The sequence below is a fragment of the Gluconacetobacter asukensis genome (genome assembly GCF_014174375.1).
Lineage (GTDB): Bacteria > Pseudomonadota > Alphaproteobacteria > Acetobacterales > Acetobacteraceae > Gluconacetobacter > Gluconacetobacter asukensis.
Genome location: NZ_JABEQE010000006.1, coordinates 144,886 through 170,975, shown reverse-complemented (window position 1 = coordinate 170,975; position 26,090 = coordinate 144,886). Strand labels below are relative to the sequence as shown.

Here is a 26,090-nt window from a genome sequence, read left to right as displayed (position 1 = left end):
CAAGGGCGCGCCTGCCCGCAGAACGATTTTTCAGGCTGCCGGAGGCGCGCCGCCCGGCGTCTGATGATCCACCGCCGCCGGCAGAAACTGCGCCAGTGCCGGCAGGATCGTCGCCGCCGGCAGGCCCGTCTTGTCGACCAGGGCCTGCACCTGCTGGTTCGAGAGAATCGAACGCAGCTCATCCGGAGAGACCGGCAGGTTCTGGCCATTGCCGATCCACGACCGGACCTTGTCCCCCAGCCCTGCCTGTTCGGCCTGGGCAAGCAAGGTCGAAATGCCGCTGGGCGAGGTCAGGTCGGCCAGATGCTGATGCACCGTGTCGGTCAGGCCCGTGCTGTCCGCCAGTTCCGTCAGCTTGTTCACCAGTCCGTCAAAGAATCCCGCCATGATCCACCTTCAATGCTGATTGCTTCAGTAAGCGCCGATCATAAGGGATCGACCAAGGTGCCCGGACAAAAAAAAGACGGTGCCGAAGCACCGCCAAGTTTAGGGAGGAAACGTCCAAGAAGCAGCTGTTCAAACGAAACGCTGCAACGTGATTTTGATGACTCAAATCACTTTTAAGTGTCAAGAGAAATCGCGACAGCACACGCGCGGCCAGGGCCGGCTGCGCCGCGACGCAGCAACGATATTCGATAGATAAAGACAGGATTTAAATGGGATTTTCCCGGTCGGATGGTGGGTGCGACAGGGATTGAACCTGTGACCCCCGCCGTGTGAAGGCGATGCTCTACCGCTGAGCTACGCACCCATCCGTGCCCGGTGGGGACCTCTTAATCGATCTCCCTCCGGGCTGCAAGATACCCCGTCACACATTCTTCAAAAGCCGAACATATGGTCCAGCGAGAAGGCGCCATCGGCCCGCATGACACCGTGATAGCCGAACAGCCGGCACGTGACGTCGCGGATCATGACATATCCGCCCATGCCGGCACGCTCGATGGCCGCCGCGCCGAACAGCCGATGCGGCCAGACCATCGTCGATCCCGAACAGGCGATTTCCAGATCCACCTTCGCGACCATCCGCCCCCGCCCGTCATGCAGGCTGAGCATGGTCTGCGACCACGGGCGCCAGGCGGCCGACGCCGGATAGATCAGGCAGCAGAACGCCTCGCCCAACCCGTTCCCGCCCTTCAGGAACAGGCGCGTGGTCAGCCCCGGCGGCGGCCCGGAATAGGATTGCGGCTCGCCCCGATAGGTCATCACGGTATTGAAGATATGGGCCCCGAAACTGGTCTCGGCCGCATTCCCGCCCTGCCGCGCCGTAAAACGGATCAGCGCATGCAGCCAGCCATCGGCCTCACCCCCATCGCGGAAATCATAGACCAGTTCCCCATGCCCCTCCGGCACACCCAATTCCGCCACATCCTGCGCCAGATCATGGTCGCGCGGCAGGCAGCCCAGGAATTTCCGGCCGGTCAGCCGCCCTTGGGCGTCGAAACAATCCAGACGCAGCGGCAATGTCACCTGCGATTCGGCCATCGGCGACGGCTGGATGACGGTGCGGAAGCGCTCGGGGTCCAGAATCGGGAACGGCAACAGATAGCCTCGCCCCAGGCTGGCCGGCAGGTCGGCGATTCCCGGATCGGGGCGCAGATCCGCACGCTCCACGTTCAGGTGGGCAATGCGCGTCCGCGCGGCATGCGTCACCTCATAGCGCGGGCGCACCAGATACCGCCCCGACCGCAACTCGATCTGCGCCGGCCAGCGCAGCTCCGGCAGGCAGTCGGCAACAGGGATCGCCACGGTCTCATAGGGACCAATCCCACGCAGAATCGGCACCCGCCGCTCATCCCCCATGCGATTGAGCGACATCGCACCAGGCGGGATCGGCACCGCGTGGCTGTTCTGCACCCACAGCACGACCTCATCGCCCTCATCCGGCGCCGGCAGGTTGGCATACCGGTCCGACGGCCAGGCATTGGCATCATGCGTGACCGACAGGCTCCGATTATCGCCGGTGCCGTAGGTATCCAGCGCATATTTCACCACATCATGCCCGGCCACGCCGATCGCATGCACAAACAACTGCCCGACAAAGGGCGGCAGGCCAAAACGCTCGCGCACCTCGCGGCTGTCGATCACGATGGCACTCTCGCCGTCGGGCACACGCTCTTCCCAACTGGCCAGCACCTCGCCCCCGGCGCCGAACAGCCGCAGCCACAACCTCACCTCCGACGCGCCATAGCGCGCCCAGTAATTCGCCGTGACCAGACGGGTCGACAATCCATCCGCGTCGCGGAAGAAGGCATGGTTGGTCGCGAAATTCAGCCGGTCGAGATAGCGCCCAGGCACGGTCAGCAGCGTATCGGGCAACCGCACACCATCCAGCACGAAGACCCGCGCGCCGTCGGGCAGCAGATGCGCGATCCGGTCGCGCACGCGCGCGCCGTCGAAACTCACGGCCAGCACCGCCCCCACCGATGCACGCGGCAGATCCACCAGCGCCCGCGCCGGACCGGCCGCCGTGGGCTGGCCGACGCGCTGCGTATCATGGACATACACACCCTCGATCGCGCCCAGTCCGGACACGCCGCCCGCGCCGCCGGGGCACAGCGCCAGCACCATGGCGAACATGCCCTCGGGATCGTACACCGCCACCGGCCCGGCCGCGCGGACCGAAGCCGCCAGCCCCGCCAGCGCCTCGGCCGCCAGCGGATGGGCCAGCGCCTTGTAGAGAACATTGCCGCCCGCCTGGGCGTCATAGGTATGGATGTCCAGCATAGGGAATCCATACCGCATAATCCCGCGCCCAGAAATCATGCCGTTTGGCAGAAAGTGTCAGCGCAGCCCCAACCGGCGGCACATGCTCTCCGCCACCTCGATCGTGTCGTCCAGCGGCGTCACCGGCCAGTCTTCCATCCGCCCCGCGAAGCGGCGAATGCGCCCGGCAGCAGCCAGTTCGCGCAGGAACAGCCCGATCCGCCGGGAACGTCCCGGCAAATCCACAACCATCACCGGCGCCGTGCCCGCCACGGCCTCGGACACCATCGAGACACTGTCCTGCGTCACCACCACGGCATCGGCACAGGCCAGCAATCCCAGATAGGGATTGTCACCCTGCATGTCCCACACCCACCCGCCCAGAGGCGACAGCGCCTCACGGACGATCCGGCACACGCCCTCGCCGGTTCGCCGAGACGGCGTCACCGCCACCCCGACCCCATCCGCGCGCATCATTTCCGCCAGTTGCCCGGCCAGACGCGCCGCCACCACCTCGTCCAGCCGGAACCGCCCGTTCGATCCCCCCAGCAGCACGGCCACCAGCGGGCGCGGCAGATGCGCCAGACGCGGCTGCCATTCCGCCCGCGCCGCCGCCAGCCGCTCGGACGAGACGCCATGCAGCGCGGTACGTGACAGCAACACATTGGGGCCGCTGATTTCATCATGCCGATTGGCGACCACCAGATCGAACCGATCCAGCCGCATGCGCGGATTCTGGATCTGCACCACCCGCCGCGCACGGTCCCGCAACGCGGCCCCCACCGCCCCTCCGGTTCCGCCGACGCTGAAGACCAGCCCCGCCGCCCCGGCATCCAGCGGAAGCGGATCGATGGCACGCAACGGCGCCGGCCACCACGCGGCGGGCATCCGGCCCCACAGCCCCCGCGCCCGCACCGGGCAGAAAAACGGGTCCAGCCCCGCACGTGCCGCCAGCCCGAAAGCCTGCGACCGCATCCCGGCCAGATCTTCCGCCACGACCGCCACCGCGCGATCTCCATGAGGCAGAACAGATGGGGTATCGCGCATGCTCATCGCGCCATCTGCCGTCCATCCCCGCCGACCGTCAATGCCACCGCCCGGCTGCCGAACATTCGCTTTCTTCCCCCCGGCCGCCACACACGGTATCCCCTCATACGATGACCAACGTTCCACCCCCTGCCGACACGCCCAGCCCTGACGCCCCCTCTTTCGCACAGCTGGGCCTGCAACCGCGTATCCTGGCCAATGTCGCCCGCGCCGGCTACGCCACCCCCTCGCCGATCCAGGCCCTGGCGATCCCGCCGATCCTGGCCGGAAAGGACATCGAGGCCCTGTCGCGCACCGGCAGCGGCAAGACCGCCGCCTTTGCCCTGCCGCTGGTCCAGAGGCTGCTCGCCGCCCCCCGCCCCGCGACGGACGACCAAAAGGCACCGCAGGAAGGGGTGCCGGGCGTGGTGCGAACGCTGATCCTCTCGCCCACCCGCGAACTGGCCAGCCAGACCGCGAATGCCATCCGCACCTGCGCCCATGGCTGCCAGTTGATGATCGGGCTGGCGATCGGCGGCGTGCCCAAGGACCGCCAGACCCGTACCCTGCGTGGAGGCGCCGACATCCTGGTCGCCACCCCCGGCCGCCTGCTGGATCACCTGACCGACGGCACGATCGCCCTGGACGAGACCACCTGCCTGGTCCTGGATGAGGCAGACAGAATGCTGGAACTGGGCTTCGTCGAAGATATCCAGACCATCGCCGAGCGCCTGCCGACCCGGCACCAGACCCTGCTGTTTTCCGCCACCATGCCGCCCGCCGTCGCCACCCTGGCCCGCCGGCTGCTGCACAGGCCGCTGCACGTCGCCCCGCCGGAGGCCACATCCCCGCCGCCCCGCATCCGCCAGCAGGTCGCCTTCGTCGCGGCCGCACGCAAGAACGCCACCCTGATCGCGCTGCTGAAGCGCGACACGCCGGACAGGGTCATGGTGTTCACCCGCACCAAACAGGCCAGCGACAGCGTGGCCCGCGCGCTGGAATCCGCCGGCCTGTCGGCGGCGGCCCTGCATGGCGACCATAGCCAGGCCCGGCGCGACCGCACGCTCGCCACCTTCCGGCGCGGCACGCTGCGGGTGCTGGTCGCGACCGACGTGATGGCACGCGGCATCGATATCGAAGATGTGACGCTGGTGGTGAATTTCGACATTCCCGAGCAGCCCGAGACCTATATCCACCGGATCGGCCGCACGGCCCGCGCCGGGCGGCGCGGCACCGCCCTGTCGCTGTGCGCGCCGGAGGAACGGCAGTTGCTGCGCGAAATCGAACGGCAGACCAGCGCCAGGATCACGGCTATCGATCCATCCTGAGCGCCCCACGGCATTGCAGGTCCGGCGCGACGCTATAAAATCGTCTCCATGACCTGTCCGACCGCTCCCATGGTGCATGACGATGGCCTGTCCGGCACTCTTACGCCGGACGCGCGACGCGGGTCGCCGCCGCGCGGAGGCTGACGGGATGAGCTGCGGCACAGGCTCCCGCCCGGGCTCTTCGCCACGCGTGCGTGCGCGCCCGAAATTTCTCGAGACCCTGCCACCCCCGCCCCAGGCCCTGCCCACTTTCGCGCAGGAAATCGCCCCGCCCGACCTGTCGCCGTGGCTGACCGATCATTGCGGCATTCCCGGCGTGGTGCATCACGAGGCCACCCGCCCCGGCCCCCACGTCGTGCTGACGGCGCTGGTCCACGGCAACGAGTTCGCCGGCGCCATCGTGCTGGACCGGCTGCTGCGCGAGCAGGTCCGGCCGGCATGCGGCCGCCTGTCCCTGATCTTCGCGAACCTGGAAGCCTTCGCCCGCTTCACGCCCGACAACCCGGTCGCCTCGCGCTTCATCGAGGAAGACATGAACCGGGTCTGGAACCGGCAGATCCTCTCCAGCCCGCGCCATTCGGTGGAGCTGGACCGGGCACGCGCGATCCTGCCGGTGATCGAAACCGCCGATATCCTGATGGACCTGCATTCGATGCTCTGGCCCGGCGCCCCGCTGATCCTGGCCGGTGCAACCGAGAGCGGCCGCCGCCTGTCGACGATGATCGGCGACCCGCCCCTGGTGGTCTCGGACCACGGCCACCAGGCCGGCCCGCGCCTGATCGACTATGAACGTTTTTCCGACCCCGCCAGCCCGTACGCCGCCTGCCTGCTGGAAGCCGGCGCCCACTGGGCGGCCCACACGGTCGAGACGACGGACAGCGCGGTGCGCGCGCTGCTGCGGCATTGCGGATTGCTGCCCGCCGACACGGCGCCGCCGGCCGCCATATGCCGGCACCTGGTGGTCACCGATATCGTGACGGCACAGACACCTTGCTTCCGCTTCGTCAGGCCTTTCGAGGGGGGAGAAGTGATCCGCCGCCGGGGCACCCTGCTGGCCCAGGACGGCCCGGACGAGATCCGCACCCCCTACCCGGACTGCATGCTGGTGATGCCCAATCTGCGCCCCAGCCGCGGACAAACCGCCGTCCGCCTGGCCCAGACAGTTCCCATCCGGCCATAAGCCGCCTCCCGACAACCGCCGTTCGGCAGGAATTCCTAAAGGTTGGGCTATCGACCGGCGGGATAAAAGCGCAAACCAAAAAGAACACAACGAGACAGACCACAAAATAAATGAATTTTAGTTTTAAATATTCAGCTTTCCCAACGTCGAGCCGATATGCAAAATCAAGAGTGAAAATTTTATTCACAAGACATCGTATATAATTTTTTAGTGTTATGGAGTTTGCCGTGAAACGACCCTCGTCGACCCGACGCCGCTTCATGGGGGGCCTCCTGGGGTCCGCATCCTTCTGGCTTTACAGCGATCATGAGGTCTGGGCCGATGCTCTGACCGCCGTCGACGCCGGTCCCTACACACCCCGCTATTTCAACCAGGAGGAATGGCGCTTTCTGAATGCGGCCTGCGAGCGGATCTTTCCGACGGACGCACACGGTCCCGGCGCGCGCAGCCTCGGCGCGCCCGAATTCATCGACCGTCAGATGGACACGCCCTACGGACACGGAAAACTGTGGTACATGTCAGGACCTTTCCTGAATGCGCCGGAAAATCTCGGCTATCAGCTTTCCCTCCCCCCACGCGACATCTATCGGCAGGGCATCGCGGCCGCCGACGCCTATGCCCGTCAGCACCATGACGGCCGCAGCTTTGCCGACCTTGACGCATCCGCCCAGACTGCTGTGCTGAAAGATCTGGAACATAGCGAAATGCCGCTCGGCTCCGTTCCGGCGCACTTTTTCTTCGAACAGTTGCGCCAGAACACGCTCGAAGGCGTTTTTTCCGATCCGCTCCATGGCGGCAACAAGGGTCTTGCAGGCTGGACGCTGCTCGGCTTCCCCGGCGCCCGTGCGGATTTCATGGATTGGGTCAACCAGCAAGGTGCTCCCTACCCGTTTGGCCCCGTCTCGATCTCCGGCGAAACGGCCTAAGGATTTTTCATTATGAACGCAAGGAAGACCGACGCGATCGTTATCGGCGCAGGTTGGGCCGGCTCGATTCTCGCCAAGGAACTGACCGAAGCGGGCCTCTCGGTCACCGTCCTGGAACGTGGGGATGATCGCGCAACGGCGGTGGAGGGCGATTATCCCAGTTCCATCGACGAACTCAGGGGCGCTATCCGCCATCGCCTGTTTCAGAACCTGTCACAGACAACCGTCACCATTCGCAATACAGTCGGACAGGTGGCGGTGCCCTATCGTCGCCTCGCCGCCTTCCTGCCCGGCGAAGGCGTCGGCGGGGCCGGACTTCACTGGTCCGGGGTCCATTTTCGCGTCGCACCGGACGATCTCGCCCTGCGGACCAACGTCATCGCCCGATATGGCAAGAGCTTCATTCCCGAAGGCATGAACCTTCAGGATTACGACGTGACATATGAAGAACTGGAACCCTTCTTCGACAAGGCGGAGAAGGTCTTCGGCACGTCGGGCGAGCCCTACACCATCCAGGGAAAGATCGCGGGCAAGGGCAATCCCTTCGCACCCGACCGGTCAGACGCCTTTCCCCTACCCGCGATGAAAGACGTCTATTCCGCAAGCCTTTTCAAGACCGCCGCGGCCAATGTCGGCTATCACCCTTATTCCCTGCCTGCGGCCAATGCCTCGGCCCCGTACACGAACCCCTATGGCGTGCAGATGGGGCCCTGCAATTTCTGCGGATATTGCAGCGGGTATGATTGCTACATGTATTCCAAGGCATCCCCCAACGTGAATATCCTGCCCTCACTGCGCCAGGACCCGAAATTCACGCTGATCACCAAAGCCCATGTCCTCAAGGTCAACCTCGACAGCGAGAAGAAAAAGGCGACGGGCGTCACCTATCTGGACCTGCAAACCAGACAGCAGGTCGAACTGGAGGCCGATCTCGTCATCGTCAGCGCCTTCCAGTTCCATAATGTTCATCTCATGCTGCTGTCCGGGATCGGCCAGCCTTACGACCCGGTCGCCAATACCGGAACCGTGGGACGGAATTTCGTCTACCAGACGATCACGACATCCCGCGCCTGGCTCCCCTCCACGCACTATACCAATCAGTTCATCGGCGCCGGCGGCGCCGGCGTCGCCATCGACGATTTCAACAGCATGAATTTCGATCACGGCCCGCTCGGTTTCGTGGGCGGCTCACCCGTCTGGGTCAATCAGGCTGGTGCGAAGCCGATTGCCGCCGCCATCGGCGGCCCAGGCGGCAAGGCGCCGGCCTGGGGCGAAGGCTACAAGGACGCGATGGTGGAGACATACCGCCATTCGCTCACAATCGACGCGCACGGCAGCAACATGGCGTACCGCGACGTCTATCTGGACCTCGATCCGACCTATACGGACGCCTACGGGCAGCCTCTGCTCAGGATGACGTTCACGTGGAAAGACAACGATATCCGCATGAACCAATATGTCGTCAGCAAGATCGAGCCCATCATGAAGGCAATGGGGGCAACGCGCTATTCCCTCGAGAAACTGGCGACGGACCAGCTCTTCGATACGCGCCGCTATCAGACGACCCATCTGGGTGGCGGCGCCGTCATGGGCGCCGATCCACAGACGAGTGCCGTCAACCGCTATCTCCAGAGCTGGGATGTCCCGAACGTCTTCGTCATCGGCGCCAGCGCGTTCCCCCAGGGCATGGGGTACAACCCCACCGGCATGGTCGCGGCACTGGCCTATTGGTCGGCCCATCACATCCGTACGACCTATCTGAAAAACCCCGGCCCCATGGTGCGGGCATGACATACCGCGTGTTCTCGCGCGCGACGGTTCTCGGCACCGCCGCCCTTCTCATGCTTGGTCACCTGCCGCAGGCACACGCGGACAATGCGGAAGACCTGATCACCAGGGGACGCTACATCGCCGACGCTTCCGACTGTAGCGCATGCCACACCGTCAAAGGCGGCCGCCCGTTCGCGGGCGGAATGGCATTCAAACTGCCGACGGGGTCGATCTATTCGTCCAATATCACACCGGACCCGGCCCACGGCATCGGCGGCTGGTCCGAGGCGGAGTTTTCCCGCGCCGTGCGTGAAGGGACCCGTCAAAATGGGGCAAGTCTTTACCCGGCAATGCCCTTCCCCTCCTACGCCCGCATGAGCGACAGCGATATTCACGCGCTCTACGCCTATTTCATGAAAGGCGTGCAGCCCGTCGCCGAGGCGCCTCCTGCCAGCGACATTCCATGGCCCCTGTCGATGCGCTGGCCGATGTCACTCTGGAGGGCCGCATTCGCCCCCTCCGTCCCGTCCGCGCAGAAAGACGTCACGCGCCCATTCCCGGACCCCGCCATCGCCCGAGGCGCCTATCTGGTGGAAGGGCCAGGCCATTGCGGCGCCTGCCATTCTCCGCGCGGAGTCGCCCTGCAGGAGAAAGCCCTGTCCGGCAGCGGGGGCCCCCTCTTCCTGTCAGGCGGTGCGCCGATCGACGGTTTCGTTCCGACAAGCCTCCGCCAGGATCAGCGAACCGGCCTGGCGTCCTGGTCGGAAGACGACATCGTGGCGTTCCTGTCCACCGGACGGAACCGGAAGGGTGAAGCGTTCGGAGGCATGACGGACGCCATCTCCCACGGCACGCAGCATCTCAGCCAGGAGGACCTGCACGCCATGGCCCGATACCTCCTCTCCCTCGACCCCGGCCATCCCACCGCAACGGCCTGGCATTACGACCCGGCGGCCGCGGCGGCGTTGCAGCGGGGTGACACCACGGCCCAGGGGGCCAAATTATATGTCGATCATTGTGCCGCCTGTCACCGCACGGACGGCCGCGGCTACGCACCGGCCTTTCCTCCGCTTGCGGGCAACCCCGTGGTCATGAGCGACAAGCCGGATTCCCTGGTCCATGTCGTTCAAAGCGGCGCGGCACTCCCCGGCATGGCCAAGGCACCTTCGGCATTCGTCATGCCGGCATATGGCCGGATGCTGAGCACACAGCAGATTGCCGACGTCGTGACGTTCATTCGCGGGGCCTGGGGCAACAATGCCTCACCGGTCGATGCGGCGACCGTCGCCGGCCTGGAGAAATCGGCGCCACGCCCTGTCCTTCAGGACAAGCCCGCTCCCCTGAACTGAAACGCCGGCAAACACCGTCGTTCCCGGCATCTATGGCCAGCAGGGCCTCCACGCGCACCGAATCGCAACCCAGCGCGCGTGGACGGATGGAAGATCAGCGATAGATCGGGAAGCGGGCGCAGAGCGCCTTCACCTTCTCATGCACCGCCTGCTCGGTCGCGGGGCATCCCTCGTCGCCCTTCTCGGCCACGGCGGTCAGAACCTCGTCGATCATCACGCCGATCGCGCGGAATTCCTCGACACCGAACCCGCGCGCGGTGGCGGCCGGGCTGCCGAGACGAATGCCCGACGTCACCGCCGGCTTCTCCGGGTCGAACGGCACCGCGTTCTTGTTCGCCGTGATCCCGGCGCGCTCCAGGGCACGCTCGGCGGCGCGGCCGGTCACCTTCTTGGGGCGCAGATCGACCAGCAGCAGATGGCTGTCGGTGCCGCCGGTCACGATGTCGAAGCCCCGCGCCAGCAGCGTCTCGGCCAGCACGTTGGCATTCGCCGCCACCGCTTCCTGATAGGTGCGGAATTCAGGCTGCAGAGCCTCGCCGAACGCCACCGCCTTGGCCGCGATGACATGCATCAGCGGTCCACCCTGCAGGCCAGGAAACACCGCCGAATTGATCTTCTTGGCCAGGTCGGCATCGTTGGTCAGGATCAGCCCGCCGCGCGGACCGCGCAGCGTCTTGTGCGTGGTGCTGGTCACGACATGGGCGTGCGGCAGCGGCGAGGGATACAGGCCGGCGGCCACCAGCCCCGCGAAATGGGCCATGTCGACCATCAGGAAGGCCCCGACCTCATCCGCGATGGCGCGGAAGCGCGCGAAATCGATCACGCGCGGATAGGCAGATCCCCCCGCCACGATCAGCTTCGGCCGCTCGGCGCGGGCCAGGCGCTCCATCTCCTCATAATCCAGCAGGCCGTCCTCGCGGCGGACGCCATACTGCACGGCATTGAACCACTTGCCCGAATAATTCGGCGCCGCCCCATGCGTCAGATGGCCACCGGCCGCCAGGCTCATGCCCAGGATGGTGTCGCCGGGGCTGACCAGCGCCATGAAGGCGGCCTGGTTGGCATTGGCGCCGGAATGCGGCTGCACATTGGCGAACCCGGCCCCGAACAGCGTCTTCACCCGCTCGATCGCCAGGGCCTCGACCTTGTCCACCTCGACGCAGCCGCCATAATAGCGGCGGCCCGGATAACCCTCGGCATATTTGTTGGTCAGGACGCTGCCCTGGGCGTCCAGCACGGCCTGCGAGACCATGTTCTCGCTGGCGATCAGCTCGATCCCGTCACGCTGCCGCTCCAGCTCGCCCGTGATCATCCCGGCCACCGCCGGATCGCGTTCGGAAAGGGAAGCGCGGAAATAGGACTGCAACCCGCTCTGGCTCAACTGGTCCGGCATCGTTATAATCTCCAAACTTTCATGCAACGCTTCAGCCCGTCCCCCAGAAGAGTTCCAGTGGCCCCTGTCCGCACGTCATTGATCCGCGCGTCATTGCAATTTTGCGCATTCTAGCGTCTCCACGCCGGAGAGGCCACACGCCGAATAGCCGATACCCGCCTGCCGGTCGCGCCGCGACCCGGTTTGTTCCCGTCCGACATTCCCTTATCAGGAGACGCCCTGCATGGCGCAGCCGCCCGTCACTCGTTCCAGCTCGAGCCTGCTACGCCGCAAACGAATCGAAATTCCGTCCGATACGCAGGGCCTGCGGCGGGTCCTCGGCCCGGCCAGCCTGATCGCGCTGGGAATCGGCTGCACCATCGGCGCCGGCCTGTTCTCACTCACCGGCATCGCCGCGTCGGAGAATGCGGGCCCCGCCGTGGTGCTGTCCTATATCGTCGCCGCCATCGCCTGCGGCTTCGCCGGGCTGTGCTACAGCGAACTGGCCAGCATGATCCCCATCGCCGGCAGCGCCTACAGCTATGCCTACATGGCGCTGGGCGAGGTCGTGGCCTGGATCATCGGCTGGGACCTGGTGCTGGAATATGCCGTCGGCGCCGCCGCCGTGTCGGTCAGCTGGTCACGGTACGTCGCGTCGTTGTTGGGCAGTTGGGGGATTTCGCTTCCACCCAGGCTGCTGGCCTCGCCCTTCGAAACCGTCGCGCTGCCCGACGGCAGCCACGTGGCGGGGCTGATGAACCTGCCGGCGGCCTTCATCATCTGCGTCGTCTCGGCGCTGCTGATCCGGGGCGTGTCCGAATCGGCGCGGGTCAATGCCGTCATCGTGGTGGTGAAGCTGGCGATCATCGTCGCCGTCGTCGCGTTCGGCGTCCCCTATATCAAGACGGCGAACTACATCCCCTTCATTCCGGACAATACCGGCACCTTCGGCCATTTCGGCTTCTCGGGCATCATGCGCGCGGCCGGCACCATCTTCTTCGCCTATGTAGGCTTCGACGCCGTCTCCACCGCGGCGCAGGAAGCCCGCAATCCCGGGCGCGACATGCCGATCGGTATCCTGGGCAGCCTGCTGATCTGCACGATCGCCTATGTCCTGTTCTCGCTCGTGCTGACAGGGCTGGTGAACTACAAGGACATGCTGGGCGACGCGGCACCGGTTGCCACCGCGATCGACCAGACCCCCTTCGCGTGGCTGAAGCTGGCGGTGAAGTTCGGCATCATCTGCGGCTTCACCTCGGTCCTGCTGGTCCTGCTGCTGGGCCAGAGCCGCGTCTTCTACGCCATGTCGCGTGACGGGCTGCTGCCGCGCCTGTTCGCCTCCATCCACCCGCGGTGGCGCACGCCGTGGTATTCCAACCTGCTGTTCATGGTCCTGACCGGCGCGCTCGCGGCGTTCCTGCCCATCGACCAGCTCGCCCACATGACCTCGATCGGCACCCTGCTGGCCTTCGTCATCGTCTGTATCGGCGTCATGTTCCTGCGCCGCAGCGCCCCGGACATGGAGCGCCGCTTCCGTGTGCCCGGCGGTCCGACCATCCCCATCCTCGGCATCGTCTGCTGCACGGCGGTCATGCTGTCGCTGGACGGGCTGACCTGGATCCGGCTGGCGGTCTGGCTGGTCATCGGCATGGCGATCTATTTCGGCTACAGCCGGCGCAACAGCCACCTGGCCCAGGATAGCTGACCCGGCGGCGGGCGCGGGGGCATATCGGCCCCCGCCCCGCGCGTCTGGCCACGCTGGTGAACGCGTTCCATAATATGCCGGTCATTTCCGGAGACCGCATCATGACGCTCGGCCAGTTTCCCACCACCCGCCTGCGCCGCAACCGCCAGGACCCGTTTACCCGCCGCCTGGTCGCCGAGACGAAACTGACGGTCGACAACCTGATCTGGCCGATCTTCGTCATGGAAGGCACCGATAGCCAGACCGACGTGGCGTCGATGCCCGGCGTGCGCCGCGTGACGCTGGACCGGCTGGCCGCCCATGTCGAACCGGCGGCGAAGCTGGACATCCCGGCCCTCGCCCTGTTCCCCATCACCCCCACCAGCCAGCGTGACGAAAAAGGGTCCGAGGCCGTCAATCCGGACAATCTGATGTGTCGCGCCGCCCGCCTGCTGAAGCGCGAATTCCCCGAAATGGGCCTGATCGGCGACGTGGCGCTGGACCCCTATACCGACCACGGCCATGACGGGCTGATCCGCGACGGCTACGTCGTCAATGACGAATCCGTCGATGTGCTGTCGCGACAGGCGGTCAACCAGGCGGCGGCGGGCATCGACATCATCGCCCCCTCCGACATGATGGACGGCCGCATCGGCGCTATCCGGCGCGACCTGGACACCCAAGGCCTGGTCGGCACGCGGATCATGTCCTACGCCGCCAAATATGCCAGCGCCTTCTACGGCCCGTTCCGCGACGCCCTGGGCTCGGGCGGCCTGCTGAAAGGCGACAAGAAGACCTATCAGATGGACCCGGCCAACAGCGACGAGGCCCTGCGCGAAGTAGCGCTCGACCTGGCCGAAGGCGCGGACATGGTGATGGTCAAGCCGGGCATGCCCTATCTGGACGTCATCCGCCGCGTCCACGAGCGCTTCGCCGTACCCACCTTCGCCTACCAGGTGTCGGGCGAATATGCGATGCTGACCGCCGCCATGGAAAATGGCTGGCTGGACCCCGAACGCACGATGCTGGAGAGCCTGCTGGCCTTCCGCCGCGCGGGTGCCAGCGGCGTGCTGACCTATTTCGCGGTCGAGGCCGCCCGCCGCCTGCGCGACGGCTGACCCACCAGGGGCCGCCAGCAGGCCCCCGTCATGCACACGTCACAAATCGTCATCCTCATGGCGGTTTGTGATGCAAGCCGGTTCCTTTGCCGTTACCATCGGTTCGGACCGCTGCCTCGTGACGCTTCAGGTTATGTACGGGGCGCGTTGTCATCCCCGGCCCGTATGGGGCGCTGAAGCCAGTCGAGGAGGCGTATGACCTATACATCGCCGCGTCGTCCGCAGCTTTTCTACACGACCGCTCCCATGCCATGCCCCTATGTTTCCGGCCGCATGGAACGCAAGGTCGTGACCGATATCGGCGGCCCGGACGCCGAACGGCTGCACAACCGCCTGTCCCGCGCCGGGTTCCGGCGCAGCCACACCATCGCCTATGCCCCGGTCTGTCCGTCGTGCAATGCCTGCGTGCCCATCCGGGTCCCGGTTGCCACGTTCAGCCCCGACCGAACGCAACGCCGCACCCTGCGCCGCAACGCGACGATCGAAGGGTTCGAAGTCCCGGCCCACGCCACGACCGAGCAGTTCGTGCTGTTCCAGCGCTACCAGTTCGCCCGCCATGCGGAAGGCGACATGGCGGCGATGAATTTCTACGATTACCGTGCGATGATCGAGGACACGCCCGTCGATACGGCGATGGTCGAATTCCGCACCCCGGAAGACCAGCTTGTCTGCGTCAGCCTGATCGACCGGCTGGATGACGGGCTGTCGGCGGTCTACAGCTTCTACGACCCCGGCATGGAAGAGCATTCGCTGGGATCATACGCCATCATGCACCTGATCACGTATGCCGGGCGCCTGGGCCTGCCCTATCTCTATCTGGGCTACTGGATTCGCGACAGCGCCAAGATGGCCTATAAATCCCGCTTCCGCCCGGCGGAAATCCTGCATCACGGCAGTTGGACGGCGCTCGACCCCGCCAACCTGCCCGCCAATGGCGGCAGCGCGACCCGCTTCCCGATCGGCCTGCCGGAATAGCGGGACGCCTACGCCCGGCCTTATGCCTTCGGACGAGGTTTACGCGTCGCCCAAGCGGGCGCCGCACGGCCGACATCGGCCCGCTTGCCCAGATAATCGCGGAAATCGGCAAAAGCGCGCACCCGTGCCGGATCGGGCCACGCCACGCCATCCGTCGATGACAGGATGCACGCGTCCAGCAGCCCGCCATCCTTGTATTTCTGCAGCGCCACGCCCAGGCCGCGCGCCATTTCCGGCAATTGCGCCACCGGGAAGACCAGCATGCGGTGATTCTGGCCCAGCACCACCACATGATCGCCCTCGACCGGCAGGCAGATGCGCGCGCTCTCGTCGTCCTTCAGGTTCAGCACCTGCCGCCCGGTGCGCTTTTCCGCCACCATGTCCTCGTCGCGGACCACAAGGCCGCGCCCGGCGCTGGACGCCAGCAGATGCCGCCCGCCCTCGCGCACCGGGAACACCGCGATCACGTCCTCGTCGTTCGACAGATCGGCCAGCAGGCGGATCGGCTGGCCGTCGCCCCGCCCACGCGGCAGGTCGGCGGCCCGCACCGTAAAGGCCCGGCCATCGGTAGCGAAGAAGCACAGCCGGTCGGTGGACTGGCATTCCACCGCCAGGCGGAACTTGTCCCCCTCCTTGAATTTCTGCGCCGCCGGATCGACCGCATGACCCTTGACCGTCTTGACCCACCCGTTGGCCGACAGGATCAGTGTCAGAGGCTCGCGCTCCACGGCTTCGACCACCGACACGTCGATGGCACGCGGCGGGGCCGCCAGCTCGGTGCGCCGCGTGCCCAGCTTGCCACTGCCGAACGCCTTGCGGATCTCCTTGATTTCCCCGGCAATCGTCTTCCAGCGCAGGGTCTCGCTCTCCAGCAGGGCATTCAGGCCCGCACGCTCGGCGGTCAGGTCGGCATGTTCCTTGCGGATCTCGATCTCCTCCAGCCGGCGCAGGCTGCGCAGCCGCATGTTCAGGATCGAATCCGCCTGCAATTCGGTCAGCGAGAACGTCGCCATCAGCCCGGCCTTGGCATCATCCTCCTCGCGAATGATGCGGATCACCTCGTCGAGGTTGAGATAGACCGCAAGGAAACCGTCCAGGATCTCCAGCCGGCGATCCACCGCCTGCAACCGGTGGCGGCTGCGCCGCTGCAACACCTCGTGCCGATGGTCCAGCCATGCCTGCAGCACCTCGCGCAGATCGCGCACGCCGGGCACCCGGTCGGCCCCCAGCACGTTCATGTTCAGGCCGAACCGGCTTTCCAGCGGCGTGGCGCGGAACAGCGTCTCCATCAGCACTTCGGGCTCGACGCCGCGCGATTTCGGCTCCAACACCAGGCGGATGTCGGTGGTGCTCTCATCGCGGATATCGCCCAGAAGCGGCAGCTTCTTCTGTTCCATCAGGTCGGCGATCAGCTCGATCAGGCGCGATTTCTGCACCTGATACGGAATTTCCGTCACCACGATCTGCCAGGTGCCGAACCGCCCCTGCTCCACCGCCCAGCGGGCACGGATGCGGATGCTGCCGCGCCCGGTCTCATAGGCCTGCAACAGCGTCACCCGATCCTCGACGATGACACCGCCGGTCGGGAAATCGGGGCCCGGCATCAATTCCATCAGGTCGGCCACGCTGGAATCGGGCTTACGGACCAGCAGCATCGCCGCGTCACAGATCTCACCGACATTATGGGGCGGAATATTGGTGGCCATGCCCACCGCGATTCCCGCCGCGCCATTGGCCAGCAGGTTCGGAAAGGCCGCCGGCATGACGACCGGTTCCTCTTCCTCGCCATCATAGGTCGGGCGGAAATCGACCGAATCCTCGTCGATTCCCTGCAACAGCGCACGGGCAACCTCGGTCATCCGCGCCTCGGTGTACCGCATGGCCGCCGCGTTATCGCCGTCGATCGAACCGAAATTCCCCTGCCCTTCGACCAGCGGGTACCGCACGGCGAAATCCTGCGCCAGCCGCACCAGCGCCTCATAGACCGAGGCATCGCCATGCGGATGGTATTTACCGATCACGTCGCCGACGACGCGGGCGCATTTCTTGAACCCGGAAGTCGGGTCCAGACGCAATTGCCGCATCGCGTAGATCATCCGCCGATGCACCGGCTTCAGCCCGTCGCGCACGTCGGGCAGCGACCGCGACATGATGGTGGACATCGCATAGGCCAGGTAGCGCTCGCTCAACGCTTCCGCGAGGGGGGTTTCCTCGATATGGCCACTGGTTTCCACTGACATGCGCACTCCTCCTGTCCGGAGGAACAGATAGAGAAAACGCAGGATTTGTCCATCGCGCGGATCGACGGCAAATGGGCGCTCAGCCCGGCGCCGCCATCGCCCCGATCATGTCCGCCAGCCGCAATCGCGCAGCGGGCAGCGGCCGGTGATGCTGGCCGAAGGCATCGCGCGCCAGGAAATGCCCCGTCAGCCGCAATCCATCCTGCCAGTCGGTGCTGGTGCCGGGATCGGCCTCGTCCAGAAACAGGGGCGGCAGGCGCAGCAGCCGTGGCCGCCACGTGCCGGCCCCCGCGTCGCTGACGGCCCGCCCGGTGCGAGGCGACACCCAGGCCAGCCCGTCCGTCGCCCCCGTCACCGCGCAGGCCGACAGATCGAGCCCATAGCCCAGATCGCCCAGCAGGCAGGCCTCCCACCGCAGCAGCGCCGCCATGCCGTTCCACGCCGCCATCTCGGGGTCCAGGCTGATCAGGGCAAAGAAGCGGGTCAGAAGATGAAAGATGCGCGGATGCGGCTCGCGTTCCGGCAGGCTGCCATCGGCCACCGCACAGACCGAGGCCAGCATGGCCAGCGCCAGCGGGGCGGACATCACCCGGGCCGCCGACCCATGCACCAGTTCGCCGGAGAGATTGCCCAACTGTTCGGGCAAACGGCCGCGCCATACGGCCCGGACCAGATTGCCGGGCTGCCACAACGCCCGCCCGGCGCGCGCGGCACCGCCGCGCGACAGACCGTGGAACAATCCATGCTCCTCGGTCAGCAGATGAACGATGGCGCTGCTCTCGCCATACGGGGCGGCAGACAGCACAAGGGCGGGCGCCTCCCATTCCATCAGGAAGGCCCCGCCCCGTTCATGCCGCCTGCCGGGCGCCGATCAGCCGCCGGCGGCCTTCGCGACTTCGGCCGCGAAGTCGTTCTCTTCCTTCTCGATGCCTTCGCCGAGCTGGAAGCGCTCGAAGCCGTTCAGCTTCGCCCCGGCCTTCTCGACGACCTTGCGCACGCGGCTTTCGCCGTCATGCACCCACACCTGCTCCAGAAGAACGACTTCCTCGTAGAACTTGCGGATACGGCCATCGACCATCTTCTCGATGATCGCCTCGGGCTTGCCCGACGCACGCGCCTGCTCGACCAGCACCGCGCGCTCACGCTCCAGCGCGGCCGGATCGACACTGTCGATATCCAGCGCGGCCGGACGGGTCGCGGCCACATGCATGCCGATCTGGCGGCCCAGAATCTCCAGCGCCTCGCTCTCCGACGGAGCCTCGATGGCGGCCAGGACGCCGATCTTGCCCAGGCCCGGACGGACGGCCGAGTGGATGTAGCTGGCGACGACGCCCGACGGCACGCTCAGCACGCGGGCGCGGCGGATCGACATGTTCTCGCCGATGGTCGCGATCAGATGCGTCAGTTCCTCGGCAACCGTGCGGCCGCTCTCGAGCACGACTTCCTTGATCTTCTCCAGATCCTCGCCGGCCGTCAGCGCGGCCTTGGCCACGGCCTCGACGAAGCCCTGGAAGCTCTCGTTGCGGGCAACGAAATCGGTCTCGGCGTTCACTTCGACGATGGCGGCGCGGTTCGGAGCCGAAGCCACGGCAACCAGGCCCTCGGCCGTGACACGGCCCGACTTCTTCGCCGCGGCGGCCAGACCCTTCTTGCGCAGCCAGTCGATGGCCGCTTCGATCTCGCCAGCGGCCTCGTTCAGGGCCTTCTTGCAATCCATCATGCCGGCGCCGGTCTTCTCACGAAGTTCCTTCACCAGGGCCGCGGTAATCTCCGCCATATCCGTCTCTCCTCAAGGCAGGGGCGCGCCCTGCCTTCCGGCCGGACGCGCCCGCGCTTTCATCATCATCAAGACCCCGTCCCGTGGATGGGCCGGGGTCCCTTCAGTCGATCCGCCGGGATCAGACCGCCGGGGCGGTCTCGGCTTCCGCTGCCGCCACTTCGGCGGCGGTGTCGATCGGCAGTTCCTCGGCAGCGCCGAAATCCTCGCCCGACGCGCCCAGCTCGGCGGAAATGCCGTCCAGCACCGCGCCCGACACCAACTCGCAATACAGCGCGATGGCGCGGATGGCGTCATCGTTGCCCGGGATCGGGAAGGTCACGCCACGCGGGTCGGAATTGCTGTCCAGGATCGCCACGACCGGAATGCCCAGCTTGTTGGCTTCCTCGACCGCCAGCTTCTCCTTGTTCGTGTCGATCACGAACAGGATGTCCGGCAGGCCGCCCATTTCCTTGATGCCACCCAGCGAACGCTCCAGCTTCTCGCGGTTGCGGGTGATGTCCAGGATTTCCTTCTTCGTCAGGCCGTGCGTGTCGCCGCTCAGCATGTCGTCGATCTGGCGCAGGCGCTTGATCGAACCGGTGATGGTCTTCCAGTTCGTCAGCATACCGCCCAGCCAGCGGTGGTTGACGTAATACTGGCCGGAGCGCTTCGCGGCTTCGGCGATCTGGTCGGCGGCGGCGCGCTTGGTGCCGACGAACAGGACGCGGCCGCCACCGGCGACGGTGTCACGGATCGCCTTCAGGGCGCGGTCCAGCATCGGAACGGTCTGCTGCAGGTCGATGATATGGACCTGGTTGCGCACGCCGAACAGGAACGGCGCCATGCGCGGGTTCCAGCGACGGGTGTGGTGTCCGAAATGGACGCCGGCTTCCAGCAGTTGGCGCATGGTGAAATCGGGCATAGCCATGGCGGCTGAATCCTTAATCTTCTGGTTGTTCCTCCGCGAGGCCCCGGTCCCACAGGGGGACACCAGAGGAATTGCCTCGCGTGCGAATTGCCGGTGTTTCCACCGACGGGCGTCCTATGGCCATTTTCGCCGCGGAATGCAAGCCGCGCGTGGCGGAAAACCGCCGTCAGGCCGCCAGCAGCGGCCTTTTGAAGCCCTTAGGCCTGCTCCACGCGCGCGACACCCGCCACCGCCCGGATCGCCTGCGCCATGCGCGGCGTCACGCGATAGGCGCCCCGCAACGTCACCTCGACATCCCGCGTCTCGGCCACCGACGGCAACAGCACGACCTTGCCGCGCCCCCCCCTGCTGTCGGACAGGATGTCATGGATCGGCGGCACCGCATCCTCGCGGTCGAACCAGATGCGCAGTTCCGCCGCCGCGTCGGCCGCCGCCTGTTCCAGCGAGACCACATCGCTGGCGGTGATACGCAGCGCCTCGCCATCCAGCCGCAGATCCGCCGTCACCAGGATGGCGGTCCCGGCGGTCAGGATCTCACGGGTGCGCGACAGAACCTCGGAAAACAGCGTGACCTCGCACCCGCCGCTGGAATCGGACAGGCGAACCCACGCCATCTTGCTGCCGGTGCGCGTCGGCCGCTCCTTGCGGTCGACCACGCACCCCGCGATCTTCACGCGGGTCAGCCCGGCCTGGGCTGCCGCCTCCAGCCCCGTGGCCCGCACCGCCCCCAGCCGGCGCAGCAACGGCCCATAGGAATCCAGCGGATGCGCCGTCAGATGAAAGCCGATGGCTTCCGCCTCCATCCCCAGCCGCTCGAATTCCGGCCAGTCGGCCACGTCGGGCAGGCGCAGCGGCTCGGGCGCCGCCGCAGCACCCCCGCCGCCAAACAGGCCGATCTGCCCGCTGGCCGCTTCCTCCGCCTGCGCGTTCGCGCGGCGCAGCACGGTTTCCGAAGCCGCCGCAACCAGATGCCGGTTAGGGGTGATGGTATCGAAGGCCCCGGCCTTGGCCAGGTTTTCGATCTGCATCTTGTTCAACTGCCGCGGATCGACCCGCGCCGCCATGTCGGCCAGGTCAGCAAACGGGCGCCCCCCGCGCGACGCCACCAGCGCCTCCATCGCCGAAAACCCGACCTTCTTCACCGCCGCCAGGGCATAGCGAATGCCCAGCCGCCCGTCCGCCAGGCGCTCGACGGTAAAATCCGGGCCCGAGGCGTTGATGTCGGGCGGCAGCACCGGAATGCCCAGCCGCTCGGCCTCCTGCCGCAGGGCCGCCAGCTTGTCGGTCTTTTCCCGCGCCAGCGACATGCACGCCGCCAGGAAGGGCACCGGATGGTTCGCCTTCATCCACGCCGTCTGGTACGACACCAGCGCATAAGCGGCGGCATGGGATTTATTGAACCCGTAATCCGCGAACTTGGCCATCAGGTCGAAGACCTCGACCGCCTTGTCATGGTCGATGCCGCGCCCCACCGCGCCCTCGGTGAAGATCTCGCGCTGCTTATCCATTTCGGCGCGGATCTTCTTGCCCATCGCACGGCGCAGCAGGTCGGCGCCGCCCAGGCTGTAGCCCGCCATCTTCTGGGCGATCTGCATCACCTGTTCCTGGTAGACCATGATGCCGTAGGTCTCTTCCAGGATCGAGCGGATCTCCTCATGCGGCGGCTCCCACGCCTCGCCATGCTTGCGGCGGCAATAATCCGGGATATTGGCCATCGGCCCCGGCCGATACAGCGCCACCGCCGCGATCAGATCCTCCAGCCGCGTTGGGCGCATCTGCTTCAGGACGTCGCGCATGCCAGCGCCTTCGAACTGGAACACGCCGCCGGTATCGCCCCGCGCCAGCATCTCGTAGGTCAGCGCATCGTCCAGCGGCAGGGCAGACAATTCCACCGTCTCCCCCAGCCCCTTGAGGAACTGCACGGCGCGCTGAAGAATCGTCAGCGTGGTCAGGCCCAGGAAGTCGAACTTCACCAGCCCCGCCTGCTCGACGAACTTCATGTTGTACTGCGTCACCAGCATGTCGCTCTTGGGGTCGCGATAGAGCGGCACCAGTTCGACAAGCTGGCGGTCGCCGATCACCACGCCGGCCGCATGGGTGCTGGCATGCCGATACAGGCCCTCAAGCTGCTGGCCGATCTCCAGCAGGCGACGGATCGCCTCGTCGTCGTCGCGCATCTCCTGCAACCGGGGCTCGCCCTCGATCGCCTGCTTCAGGGTCACGGGCTTGGCCGGGTTGTTCGGAATCAGTTCCGCCACCTTGTTGACCATGCCGAACGGCAGGCCCAGCACACGGCCCACATCGCGCACCGCCGCCCGCGCCTGCAATTTTCCGAAGGTGATGATCTGCGCCACCCGGTCGGGACCATATTCCCCCCGCACGTAGCGGATCACCTCGTCCCGCCGGTCCTGGCAGAAATCGATATCGAAATCGGGCATCGACACGCGTTCCGGGTTCAGGAACCGCTCGAACAGCAGGTTGAAGGGAATCGGATCGATATCGGTAATCGTCAGCGCCCAGGCAGCCAGCGACCCCGCACCCGATCCACGCCCCGGCCCCACCGGAATGTCATGCGCCTTCGCCCACTGGATAAAGTCGGCAACGATCATGAAATAGCCGGGGAAGCCCATCTTCGCGATGATGTCGAGTTCGAAGGTCAGCCGGTCGCGATAGACCTGCCGGGTCCCGTCATCCATCGTCATGCGCGAAAGGCGATCTTCCAGCCCCTCGGCCGCCATCGCGCGCAGCGTTTCCTCTTCGGTCGATCCCGGCTGCACCTTGGGGCATACCGGCAGCAGCGGCTTGCGCGTCTCGACCCGCACCGCACAGCGCCGGGCGATGGCCAGCGTGTTGTCGCAGGCCTCCGGCAGGTCGGCGAACAGTTCGCGCATCATCTCGGGCGGCTTGAACCAATGTTCCGGCGTCACCCGCCAGCGGTCGCGCTCGGCGATCGTGCGCCCCTGCGCGATGCACAGCAGCGCATCATGCGCCTCGTACATCCCCGGATTAGGGAAGAAACATTCATTGGTCGCCACCAGCGGCAGCCCCAGCCGGTCGGCCAGTGCGATCATGCCCGGCTCCACCGCCTGCTCGACCGGCAGGCCATGGCGATGCAACTCCACCGCCAGCCGGTCGCCGAACGCCTCGCGCAACGTTTCCAGCCACCGCGCGGCCTCGGCCTGCTGCCCATCGGCCAGCAGGCGAAACAGCGGCCCCCGCGTGCCCCCGGTCAGCAGGATCAAGCCTTCGGCGCGCGCACACAGCGTCTCCAGCGGTACCGTCGGCTCGGCAGTATCGCCCTGCAGGAACCCTTGCGAGGACAGATATTGCAGGTTCATCAACCCGATATCGTCCTGCGCCAGCAACACCACCGGCTCCGCCGGCAGGCCGGGCTTGTCCCCGCGCGGCGGCAGGCCGATCTGGCAGCCGATGATCGGCTGCACGCCCTTGCCCGAGCAATATTGCGAGAATTCAAGCGCGCCGAACAGATTGCCCGTATCGGTGATCGCCACCGCCGGCATCCGCATGTCCTTCGCCAGCCCGGCGATATCCGGCACCCGGATCGCCCCCTGGCTGAGCGAATAGGCGGAATGGACACGAAGATGGACGAAATCGGCGTAGGACATGCCGGGAATTCTATCACAGGGTCCTTCGTTCTTTTTTGAAAAAAAGAACCAAAAAACTTCTGATCCATTCAGCAGCTTTGCGCTTGCACGTTACGATACCCTGAACGAATCAAAAGTCTTTTTGCTTCTTTTCCTTCAGAAAAAGAAGAGACCCTTTCCCCCGCCTAGGAACCCAGATCCACTAACTGCCCGTCGCGCAAAGTGACAACGCGGTCCATCCGCGCCGCCAGTTCCTCGTTATGCGTGGCAATCAGCGCCGCCACCCCCTGCCCCCGAACCATGTGCAGCAATTCATCGAACACGGCCTCGGACGTCTTCACGTCCAGATTCCCCGTCGGTTCATCCGCCAGCAGGATTCCCGGCCGATTGGCCAGGGCCCGCGCAATCGCCACACGCTGCTTCTCGCCCCCCGACAGGCGCCCCGGCAGATGGTCCAGCCGATGCGCCAGCCCGAACGAGCCCAGCAGCGCCTCCGCCCGCACCCGCGCATCGGCCCGGCGTACGCCCGCGATCAGTTGCGGCAACACCACATTCTCAAGCGCCGTGAATTCCGGCAGCAGATGATGCGCCTGATAGACAAAGCCGATCATGCGCCGACGGATCGCGGTCCGTTCCAGATCCCCCAGCCGCCCGGCATCCTGCCCGCCAACGATAACCTGGCCCGCATCGGGCGATTCCAGCAGCCCCGCCAGATGCAGCAGGGTCGATTTGCCCGTGCCGGACGGCGCAACCAGCGCCACGATCTCGCCGGCCCGCAGGCTCAGATCCACACCCCGCAGCACGTCCAGCCGCTCGTCGCCACTGCGAAAGGTGCGGCGCACATCACGCAGCACCAGCGGCATATCGGATGCGTCATTCATGGCGCAGGGCCTCCACCGGATCAGTCCGCGCCGCGCGCCAGGATGGATAGAGCGTCGCCAGCAGCGACAGCACCAGCGCCATGCCGATCACCTCGAACACCTGCGGCCAGACCAGCTTCGCGGGCAGGCGCTCCAGGTAATAGATTTCCGGATTGAACAGGTTGGTCCCGGTCAGCGATTGCAGGAACTGGCGGATACGCTCGATATTCAGACAGAACACGATCCCGATGACGGTGCCGATCGCCGTCCCCGTCACCCCGACCGAAGCCCCGCACATCAGGAAGATGCGCATGATCGCCCCGCGCGTGGCGCCGATGGTGCGCAGCACCGCAATATCCCCGGTCTTGTCCTTCACCATCATGATCAGCGACGAGATCACATTGAACGCTGCCACCAGCACGATCAGCGTCAGGATCAGGAACAGCACGTTCTGTTCCACCTGCACCGCACCGAAGAACGCATTGTTGCTCTGTGTCCAGTCCAGCACCCGCACGCGCGGATCGGCGACCACCGCCTGCTCGATCGCCTGACGCACCGGCCGCACATTCGTCGGGTCCCGCGTCATCACCTGGATCTGCGTCACCTGCGCAGGCATCTCGAAATAGATCTGCGCCGCCGCCAGCGGCAGGAACACATAGCCCACATTATAATCGTTCATGCCGGCATCGAAGATGCCGACCACATGATAGGCACGGATGCGCGGCATGGTGCCGAACGGCGTCGCCGCCCCGTTGGGCGAGATCAGCGTGATCTTCGACCCCACCGACAGGCCCGCCCGTTCCGCCAGCGTCACGCCGATGATGATCGCGTCATTGCCGACAAACTTGTCCAGCGACCCGGCAACCAGCGAATCGCTGACCTCATGCAGGTCCCGCAGCCCCTGCATGGTCATGCCCCGCACCATGCCGCCGGCGTTGTACGAGCCCGAATTGAGCAGCGCCTGCCCCTCGATCAGCGGCGTGGCGGTCACCACGCCGGGCACCTGGCGCACGGTCGCCGCCAGATCGTCATAATCCCCGATGGTCCGGCTCACGCCGAACAGGCTCAGATCACCGTTCAGGCCCAGGATCCGTCCCATCAGGTCGGCCTTGAACCCGTTCATCACCGACATGACGATGATCAGCGTCGCCACACCCAGCGCGATGCCGACCAGCGAGAAGATGGCGATGACCGATACGAACCGCTCGCCCTTGCGAGCCCGCAGATACCGGCCGGCAACCGCCCGTTCGAACGGACCGAACATGGA

19 protein-coding genes and 1 tRNA gene are annotated in these 26,090 nt (G+C 66.1%); 8 read left to right on the top strand and 12 right to left on the bottom strand.

Going from position 1 to position 26,090, the window contains the following annotated elements:
• Positions 1 to 30 precede the first annotated feature (30 nt).
• The 4 genes from HLH35_RS09045 to HLH35_RS09030 form a co-directional block, all read right to left on the bottom strand.
• Entirely contained in the window at positions 31 to 387 is a 357-nt protein-coding gene (locus HLH35_RS09045; protein WP_182978829.1) for a YidB family protein, read from the bottom strand.
• Positions 388 to 676: 289 nt separating this feature from the next.
• Positions 677 to 751 (bottom strand) — tRNA-Val (locus HLH35_RS09040).
• Positions 752 to 819: 68 nt separating this feature from the next.
• Positions 820 to 2,724, bottom strand: a complete 1,905-nt coding sequence (locus tag HLH35_RS09035) for a hypothetical protein (RefSeq protein WP_182978828.1) — start codon at positions 2,722 to 2,724, stop codon at positions 820 to 822.
• Between the two features lie 57 nt (positions 2,725 to 2,781).
• The gene (locus HLH35_RS09030; protein WP_182978827.1) at positions 2,782 to 3,756 is read right to left on the bottom strand and encodes a mitochondrial fission ELM1 family protein; all 975 of its coding nucleotides are present in this window, start codon (positions 3,754 to 3,756) and stop codon (positions 2,782 to 2,784) included.
• A 104-nt stretch (positions 3,757 to 3,860) separates the two neighbouring features.
• Between HLH35_RS09030 and HLH35_RS09025 the strand changes: the two genes are divergently transcribed.
• From HLH35_RS09025 to HLH35_RS09005, 5 genes are all read left to right on the top strand, one after another.
• Positions 3,861 to 5,057, top strand: coding sequence for a DEAD/DEAH box helicase (locus HLH35_RS09025; RefSeq protein WP_182978826.1), 1,197 nt, complete (start codon positions 3,861 to 3,863; stop codon positions 5,055 to 5,057).
• 148 nt (positions 5,058 to 5,205) lie between these two features.
• Positions 5,206 to 6,237 (top strand): M14 family metallopeptidase, encoded by a 1,032-nt coding sequence (locus HLH35_RS09020; protein WP_182978825.1) that lies wholly within the window; start codon positions 5,206 to 5,208, stop codon positions 6,235 to 6,237.
• A 215-nt stretch (positions 6,238 to 6,452) separates the two neighbouring features.
• Positions 6,453 to 7,163, top strand: coding sequence for a gluconate 2-dehydrogenase subunit 3 family protein (locus tag HLH35_RS09015; protein ID WP_182978824.1), 711 nt, complete (start codon positions 6,453 to 6,455; stop codon positions 7,161 to 7,163).
• Positions 7,164 to 7,175: 12 nt separating this feature from the next.
• Positions 7,176 to 8,954 carry a GMC family oxidoreductase gene (locus tag HLH35_RS09010; RefSeq protein WP_182978823.1) on the top strand — a complete coding sequence of 593 codons (1,779 nt, stop codon included), beginning with the start codon at positions 7,176 to 7,178 and terminating at the stop codon, positions 8,952 to 8,954.
• 50 nt (positions 8,955 to 9,004) lie between these two features.
• The gene (locus HLH35_RS09005; RefSeq protein WP_182978895.1) at positions 9,005 to 10,282 is read left to right on the top strand and encodes a c-type cytochrome; all 1,278 of its coding nucleotides are present in this window, start codon (positions 9,005 to 9,007) and stop codon (positions 10,280 to 10,282) included.
• Between the two features lie 94 nt (positions 10,283 to 10,376).
• Here the strand turns inward: HLH35_RS09005 and glyA are convergent, their stop codons facing one another.
• Entirely contained in the window at positions 10,377 to 11,675 is a 1,299-nt protein-coding gene (gene glyA / locus HLH35_RS09000; protein ID WP_182978822.1) for a serine hydroxymethyltransferase, read from the bottom strand.
• 223 nt (positions 11,676 to 11,898) lie between these two features.
• Between glyA and HLH35_RS08995 the strand changes: the two genes are divergently transcribed.
• From HLH35_RS08995 to HLH35_RS08985, 3 genes are all read left to right on the top strand, one after another.
• A complete protein-coding gene (locus HLH35_RS08995; protein ID WP_182978821.1) occupies positions 11,899 to 13,359 on the top strand; it encodes an amino acid permease in 1,461 nt (486 codons plus the stop codon).
• Between the two features lie 101 nt (positions 13,360 to 13,460).
• Complete coding sequence (gene hemB, locus HLH35_RS08990) at positions 13,461 to 14,456, top strand: porphobilinogen synthase (protein WP_182978820.1); 996 nt, start codon at positions 13,461 to 13,463, stop codon at positions 14,454 to 14,456.
• 195 nt (positions 14,457 to 14,651) lie between these two features.
• Positions 14,652 to 15,431, top strand: coding sequence for an arginyltransferase (locus tag HLH35_RS08985; protein WP_182978819.1), 780 nt, complete (start codon positions 14,652 to 14,654; stop codon positions 15,429 to 15,431).
• A 20-nt stretch (positions 15,432 to 15,451) separates the two neighbouring features.
• Here the strand turns inward: HLH35_RS08985 and parC are convergent, their stop codons facing one another.
• The 7 genes from parC to HLH35_RS08950 form a co-directional block, all read right to left on the bottom strand.
• Positions 15,452 to 17,671: a DNA topoisomerase IV subunit A gene (parC, locus tag HLH35_RS08980; protein WP_182978818.1), complete on the bottom strand. Its 2,220-nt coding sequence runs from the start codon at positions 17,669 to 17,671 to the stop codon at positions 15,452 to 15,454.
• A gap of 79 nt (positions 17,672 to 17,750) precedes the next feature.
• Complete coding sequence (gene recO, locus HLH35_RS08975; RefSeq protein WP_182978817.1) at positions 17,751 to 18,500, bottom strand: DNA repair protein RecO; 750 nt, start codon at positions 18,498 to 18,500, stop codon at positions 17,751 to 17,753.
• Positions 18,501 to 18,542: 42 nt separating this feature from the next.
• Complete coding sequence (tsf, locus tag HLH35_RS08970; protein WP_182978816.1) at positions 18,543 to 19,448, bottom strand: translation elongation factor Ts; 906 nt, start codon at positions 19,446 to 19,448, stop codon at positions 18,543 to 18,545.
• A gap of 121 nt (positions 19,449 to 19,569) precedes the next feature.
• Positions 19,570 to 20,358: a 30S ribosomal protein S2 gene (gene rpsB / locus HLH35_RS08965; RefSeq protein ID WP_182964058.1), complete on the bottom strand. Its 789-nt coding sequence runs from the start codon at positions 20,356 to 20,358 to the stop codon at positions 19,570 to 19,572.
• A gap of 197 nt (positions 20,359 to 20,555) precedes the next feature.
• Positions 20,556 to 23,984 carry a DNA polymerase III subunit alpha gene (dnaE, locus tag HLH35_RS08960; protein ID WP_182978815.1) on the bottom strand — a complete coding sequence of 1,143 codons (3,429 nt, stop codon included), beginning with the start codon at positions 23,982 to 23,984 and terminating at the stop codon, positions 20,556 to 20,558.
• A gap of 164 nt (positions 23,985 to 24,148) precedes the next feature.
• Positions 24,149 to 24,844, bottom strand: a complete 696-nt coding sequence (locus HLH35_RS08955) for an ABC transporter ATP-binding protein (protein WP_182978814.1) — start codon at positions 24,842 to 24,844, stop codon at positions 24,149 to 24,151.
• On the bottom strand, positions 24,837 to 26,087 hold the full coding sequence (locus HLH35_RS08950) for a lipoprotein-releasing ABC transporter permease subunit (RefSeq protein WP_182978813.1): 1,251 nt from the start codon (positions 26,085 to 26,087) through the stop codon (positions 24,837 to 24,839). Before HLH35_RS08950 ends, HLH35_RS08955 begins: the two co-directional genes overlap by 8 nt.
• Positions 26,088 to 26,090: the final 3 nt, after the last annotated feature.